Consider the following 6,511-nt stretch of genomic DNA (forward strand, 5'->3'; position numbering starts at 1 on the left):
ATCGGTTTAATACCGTTATCATTTTAGAGAACAAATTTAGGTGGTACCGCGAGATAAGTTCGCCCTAATCAAATTAGGGCGGGCTTTTTTTATATATAGAAATTTAAGAATTAAAATAAATAACAATATAGGAGGAAGCAAAGATGAAAATGTCTAATATGTTAATATCAACATTAAGAGAGGTTCCAGCAGAAGCTGAAATAGATAGTCATAAACTGATGTTAAGAGCTGGAATGATAAGAAAAATGGCATCAGGTATATACAATTATATGCCATTAGGATTAAAGGTTTTAAAAAATGTAGAGAATATAATAAGAGAGGAAATGAATAATGCAGGAGCACAAGAATTCTTAGCTTCAGCAGTACTGCCAGCAGAACTATGGCAAGAGTCTGGAAGATGGGATGTTTATGGAGATGAATTATTTAGATTAAAAGATAGAAATAATAGAGATTTTTGTCTTGGACCAACTCATGAAGAAGTATTTACTGATATTGCAAGAAATGAAATTAAATCATATAAACAATTGCCAATAAATCTTTATCAAATACAAACAAAGTATAGAGATGAAAGAAGACCTAGATTCGGAGTAATGAGATCAAGAGAATTTATAATGAAAGATGCTTATAGTTTCGATAAAAATCAAGAAGGTTTGGATATTTCTTATAATAAGATGAGAGAAGCATATATTAAAATATTTAATAGATGTGGTATAGAGGCAAAACCTGTTGAAGCAGATTCAGGAGCTATAGGAGGATCTAATTCAGCAGAATTTATGGTTAAGTCAGAAGTTGGAGAAGATGATGTAGTATTCTGCACAGCATGTGATTATGCAGCTAATATAGAAAAGGCTTATTCAACAGCCGAAAAATCAGAAGTTGAAGAATTAAAGCCTCTAAATAAAGTAGAAACACCAAATGTAAAAACAATTGAAGAATTAGTAAAATTCTTTAATACAACAGAAAAAAGATTTGCTAAAACTTTAATATATAATGCTGATGATAAAATAGTAGCAGCAATGGTTAGAGGCGATAGAGAAGTTAATGAAGTTAAGGTTTCAAATGCTTTAGGTGGAGTAGTAAACTTAAATATGGCAACACCAGAAGAGGTATTTAAGGCAACTAATGCACAAGTTGGATTTGCTGGTCCTATAAATATAAAAGTAGATGTTTTATTAGTTGATGAAGAAGTTGCTAATATGTACAATTTTATTGTTGGAGCTAATGAAACTGGATATCATATTGAAAATGTAAATTATAACAGAGATTTTGAAGGTATAGTTGGAGATTATAGAAATATAACTGAAGGTGAAAAGTGCCCAGTTTGTGGTGGTAAAGTAACTATATCAAGAGGAACTGAAGTTGGTCATATATTTAAACTAGGAACAAAGTATTCAGAAGCTATGAATGCCAATTTTATAGATGAAAATGGTAAGGAAAAGCCATTTATAATGGGTTGTTATGGTATTGGTGTAACAAGAACAATGGCCTCAATAATAGAACAACATAACGATGAAAATGGAATAGTTTGGCCTTTATCTGTAGCACCATATCATGTTAATATTATCCCTGTGAATATTAAAGATGAAGAACAAATGAAGATTGCTAACAAGATATATGAAGAGTTAAAAATGATAGGTGTTGAAGCGATACTAGATGATAGAAATGAAAGAGCAGGAGTTAAATTTAAGGATTCAGACCTTATGGGAATACCAATGAGGATAACAGTTGGTAAGAAAATTGTTGATGGAGAAGTAGAATTTAAACTTAGAATATCAGAAATGGAAAATATAAAGATAGAAGAAGCTATAGAGAAAGTTAGAGAAGAGTTTAAGAAAAATAAATTATCTGTAAGATAGGAGGTAATTAAATGAGAGTTTATAATAGCTTAACTAGAAAAAAAGAAGAGTTTGTACCGCTAACCCCAGGTGAAGTTAATATGTATGTATGTGGGCCTACTGTTTATAATTATTTTCACATAGGTAATGGAAGAACTTTTATTATATTTGATACTATAAGAAGATATTTAGAGTATAGAGGATATAAAGTTAAATTCGTTCAAAACTTTACAGATATAGATGATAAAATGATAAATAAAGCAAATGAAGAAAAAACTACAGTTTTAAATATTGGAAATAGATATATAGATGAATATTATAAGGATGCAGATGGTTTAAATATTAAAAGAGCATCAATAAATCCAAGAGCTACTGAATATATAAATGATATAATTGAATTTGTTGAGGGATTAATAGAAAAAGGATATGCTTATGAAGTAGAGGGAGATGTTTATTTTAGAACTAAAAAGTTTGATAGTTATGGAAAGCTTATAAAGCAAAGCTTAGAAGACCTTCAATCAGGAGCTAGAATAAGTATTGATGAAAGAAAAGAAGATCCTATGGATTTTGCTGTATGGAAGTCACAGAAACCTGGAGAGCCAGCTTGGGAAAGCCCATGGGGATTAGGAAGACCTGGATGGCACATAGAATGCTCTTGTATGGCTAAAAAAATATTAGGAGATACAATAGATATACATGCAGGTGGAATGGATTTAGCATTTCCACATCATGAAAATGAAATAGCTCAAAGTGAAGCTTTGACAGGAAAGCCTTTTGCAAATTACTGGATGCATTCAGCATATTTAAATGTTAATAATCAAAAGATGTCAAAATCATTAAATAACTTCTTAACGGCTAGAGATGCACTTGAAAAATATGATTCAGATATAATAAGATTTTTAATGTTATCTGCTCATTATAGAGTTCAATTAAATTATAGTGATGATTTATTAGAGTCAGCTAAATCTTCGGTTGAAAGATTATATAACGCAGTTTCTAATTTAGAGAGCTTAATAAGTGAAGTTAAAAAAGAAGATATGGATAATAAAGAAAAAGATTATTTAGAGTCTTTAAATGTTTATAGACAAAAATATATAGAAAAAATGGATGACGACTTTAATACAGCAGATGCTATTACGGCTATATTTGACCTTATAAGGGATATAAATACTAATATATCAATAGAGTCATCAAAGGAACTTTGTGAAGCTGCTCTAAGTTTAATAAGGGAACTTGGAGAACCTTTAGGAATTCTTCAGAAATCAACAAAAGGAAGTTTAGAAGAAGAAATAGAAGATTTAATAGAGCAAAGACAGCAAGCAAGAAAAAATAGAGATTTCGCATTAGCCGATAAAATTAGAGATGATTTGAAGGCTAGAAATATAATTTTAGAAGATACTCCACAAGGAGTAAGATGGAAAAAAATAAATTAGTCTAGAGGGCTGCAATTTTGCAGCCTTTCTTTAAAGGAGAGAAACGTATGTTAGAGGATTTAAGAGTCAGGGAATTTAATAGAGAAGAGGCTAGGAGATTAAATCCTTTGCAATTAGCTTTAATAGGAGATGGAGTGTATGAAATATATATAAGAAATTATATATTATCCAATAATACAGATCTATCTGCACACAAAATTCATGTAAAGGCAATAGGATATGTTAAAGCTAAGAGCCAGTCTAATATAATGCATAATATAGAAGATATATTAACAGAAGACGAATTATATATTTATAAAAGAGGTCGAAATGCAAAGTCAGCTACTATTCCTAAAAATGCAGATGTGATAGACTATAGAAATGCTACTGGATTTGAAGCCTTAGTTGGATATTTATATTTGACTGGAAATAAGGAAAGATTAAATATTATATTAGAAAAATCTACAGAAACATACTTAACATAATTAAGGAAAAGTATATAATAGAGATAAGGAGTGATTTAATGTGACTAAAGGAAATAGAGAAGCTAGAATGAAGGCTAGAATGGAAAGACAAATGTTTGAAAATGCTTCAGCACAAGGAAAAAGACAATTTACTAGAGAAAATAAAAATGCAAGAGATAATTACTCAAAGGAAAGTGTTGTTACTCAAAATGAAGAAGAGACTAGAGAAGATTTAATTATAGGCAGAAATGCTGTAATAGAAGTTTTAAAAAGTGATAGAACAATAGAATGTATATATATAGCTAATGGAAATATGGAAGGCTCTATAAAAGTTATAATAAATATGGCAAGAGAAAAAGGGTTAGTACTAAAGGAAGTAGATAGAAAAAAGCTAGATGGTATGAGTAATGGTACAAATCATCAAGGTGTAATAGCTTTAGTTACTCCATTTAAGTATTGTCAGATTGCAGATATGTTAAAGGATGCGAGAGAGAAGAAACAGGATCCATTTATAGTGATTCTCGATGAGATAGAAGATCCTCACAACTTAGGTTCCATAATTAGAACAGCAGAATTATGTGGAGTTCATGGAATAATTATACCTAAAAGAAGGAATGTTGGAATAACATCAACTGTATACAAATGTTCAGTTGGAGCCATAGAACATATGAAAATTGCAAAAGTAACAAATATAAATGCAGCTATAGACGAATTAAAAGAAAGTGGAATATGGGTTTATGGAGCAGATATAGCAGGAGAAGAATATAGCTATGAAGTGAATTTTAATGGACCGTGTGCAGTGGTTATAGGAAGTGAAGGAAGGGGAATATCCAAATTAACTCTTAAAAAGTGTGATAAATTAATTAAAATACCTATGATAGGTAAAATTAACTCTTTAAATGCTTCAGTTGCAGGTGGTATAATGATGTATGAAATACTAAAGGGAAGATTACTAAAAAAGCAAAGTTAAGACTGAAGAGGTAGCATGTGAAAATTATATTTGTTGATGGATATAACGTTATAAATAGCTGGCCCAATCTAAAAGTACAAAAAGATTACAGTTTTGATGGAGCTAGAAAAAGTCTAATAGATAGTTTACATAATTATTCAGTCTATGAGGGTTGTAAGATAATCGTAGTATTTGATGCACATAAGGTTAAGAGAAGTATTGAAAAGAAAGAAAATATAAATAAAAATATTAGTATAGTGTTCACAAAAGATGGTGAGACAGCAGATTCTTATATAGAGAGAGAAGTCCATATTTTAGGTAGGCGATTTGAGGTGAACGTAGTTACATCGGATTGGCTTGAACAACAAACTATCTTTCAAAGAGGCGCTATTAGGATATCTGCATTGGAATTTTATAATGAAGTTATTGAAACAGAAAATAGGATAAAAAATAAAGCAATAAAAAATATGTATTCATCTAAAAATCATTTGGGGGATAATGTGGATGAAGATATATTGAAAAAATTAGAAGAAATAAGAAGAAGCAAGTAAAATTTTGACTAAATATATACTATAATACTATAGGGCTTAAAGGGGTGATATATAGTGGAGAATACAAAAAAAGAAAAAGGTTTATTCGTAGAATTTCTAAATAAAGTAGATGAGGAAGTAGTTGATGAAGCAAAAAAAGGTAATATAAGAGCTCAAGAATATTTAATTTCTAAATATGAAAACTTTGTAAAAGCAAAAGCTAAGTCATATTTCCTTATTGGAGCAGATAAAGAAGATATCTATCAGGAAGGAATGATAGGTCTATATAAAGCTATTAGAGACTTTAAATCTGATAAATTAACAAGTTTTAAAGCATTTGCAGAACTATGTATAACTAGACAAATAATAACTGCAATAAAAACAGCAACCAGACAAAAACATATCCCTTTAAACACATATATATCCTTAAACAAGCCTATTTATGAAGAAGAATCAGATAGAACATTAATAGATGTTTTATCTGAATTAAAGATAACAAATCCTGAGGAGCTTATAATTGGAAAGGAACAATTAAAGCATATAGAAGGAGAGATGGCTAAGGTATTATCAGAACTTGAGTTAGAGGTGCTTCAGTCATATTTAGATGGCAAGTCTTATCAAGAAATAGCATGTGATTTAGATAGGCAGGCTAAGTCTATAGATAATGCACTACAAAGAGTGAAGCGAAAGCTTGAAAAATGTCTGGATACCGAAAAATAAGTCGTTAAATTTTTATTGACAAATTTTTTGAACAATAGTAAACTTTATAATTGGTATATTAAACTATAAACCATATTAAAATGGAAATGCTCACGTAGCTCAGTAGGCAGAGCGTCGCCTTGGTAAGGCGGAGGTCGTCGGTTCAATCCCGATCGTGAGCTCCAATATAGTTGAACGCTCACCAAGAGTGATTATTGTGATTGTAAATTGCTTTAACCTTTGCAGTGAGCTAAATATATTACCAAAAAAGCTAGAAAACGCTAGGCAAAGTTTATTACAAAGATTAAAGGAGGATTTTACAATGGCAAAGCAAAAATTCGAAAGAAGCAAACCACACGTAAATATTGGAACAATCGGTCACGTTGACCACGGTAAGACAACTTTAACTGCTGCAATCACAACAGTTTTAGCAAACAAGGGATTAGCAGAATCATTCAAATATGATGAAATCGATAAGGCTCCAGAAGAAAAAGAAAGAGGAATCACAATTAACACAGCTCACGTAGAGTACCAAACAGAAAACAGACACTATGCACACGTTGACTGTCCAGGACATGCTGACTATGTTAAGAACATGATCACAGGAGCTGCTCAAATGGAT

7 protein-coding genes and 1 tRNA gene are annotated in these 6,511 nt (G+C 30.6%); all 8 read left to right on the top strand.

The features are described from left to right. Window positions 1–143 precede the first annotated feature (143 nt). Window positions 144–1,856 (top strand): proline--tRNA ligase, encoded by a 1,713-nt coding sequence (locus tag AAT22_RS01165; protein WP_016205917.1) that lies wholly within the window; start codon window positions 144–146, stop codon window positions 1,854–1,856. 11 nt (window positions 1,857–1,867) lie between these two features. Next, complete coding sequence (gene cysS / locus AAT22_RS01170) at window positions 1,868–3,268, top strand: cysteine--tRNA ligase (protein WP_046999981.1); 1,401 nt, start codon at window positions 1,868–1,870, stop codon at window positions 3,266–3,268. 47 nt (window positions 3,269–3,315) lie between these two features. Further along, a complete protein-coding gene (locus tag AAT22_RS01175; protein ID WP_016205916.1) occupies window positions 3,316–3,732 on the top strand; it encodes a ribonuclease III domain-containing protein in 417 nt (138 codons plus the stop codon). Window positions 3,733–3,772: 40 nt separating this feature from the next. Then, a complete protein-coding gene (gene rlmB, locus AAT22_RS01180; protein ID WP_242849769.1) occupies window positions 3,773–4,681 on the top strand; it encodes a 23S rRNA (guanosine(2251)-2'-O)-methyltransferase RlmB in 909 nt (302 codons plus the stop codon). A 17-nt stretch (window positions 4,682–4,698) separates the two neighbouring features. Beyond that, window positions 4,699–5,211, top strand: coding sequence for an NYN domain-containing protein (locus tag AAT22_RS01185; protein ID WP_016205914.1), 513 nt, complete (start codon window positions 4,699–4,701; stop codon window positions 5,209–5,211). A gap of 54 nt (window positions 5,212–5,265) precedes the next feature. Next, entirely contained in the window at window positions 5,266–5,910 is a 645-nt protein-coding gene (gene sigH, locus AAT22_RS01190) for an RNA polymerase sporulation sigma factor SigH (protein WP_016205913.1), read from the top strand. Between the two features lie 88 nt (window positions 5,911–5,998). Beyond that, window positions 5,999–6,074, top strand: a tRNA-Thr gene (locus AAT22_RS01195). 137 nt (window positions 6,075–6,211) lie between these two features. Continuing rightward, a partial coding sequence (locus AAT22_RS01200) for a GTP-binding protein (protein ID WP_046999982.1) occupies window positions 6,212–6,511 on the top strand: 300 nt, incomplete at its 3' end.

The sequence above is a fragment of the Clostridium sp. C8 genome (genome assembly GCF_001010885.1).
Lineage (GTDB): Bacteria > Bacillota > Clostridia > Clostridiales > Clostridiaceae > Clostridium > Clostridium sartagoforme.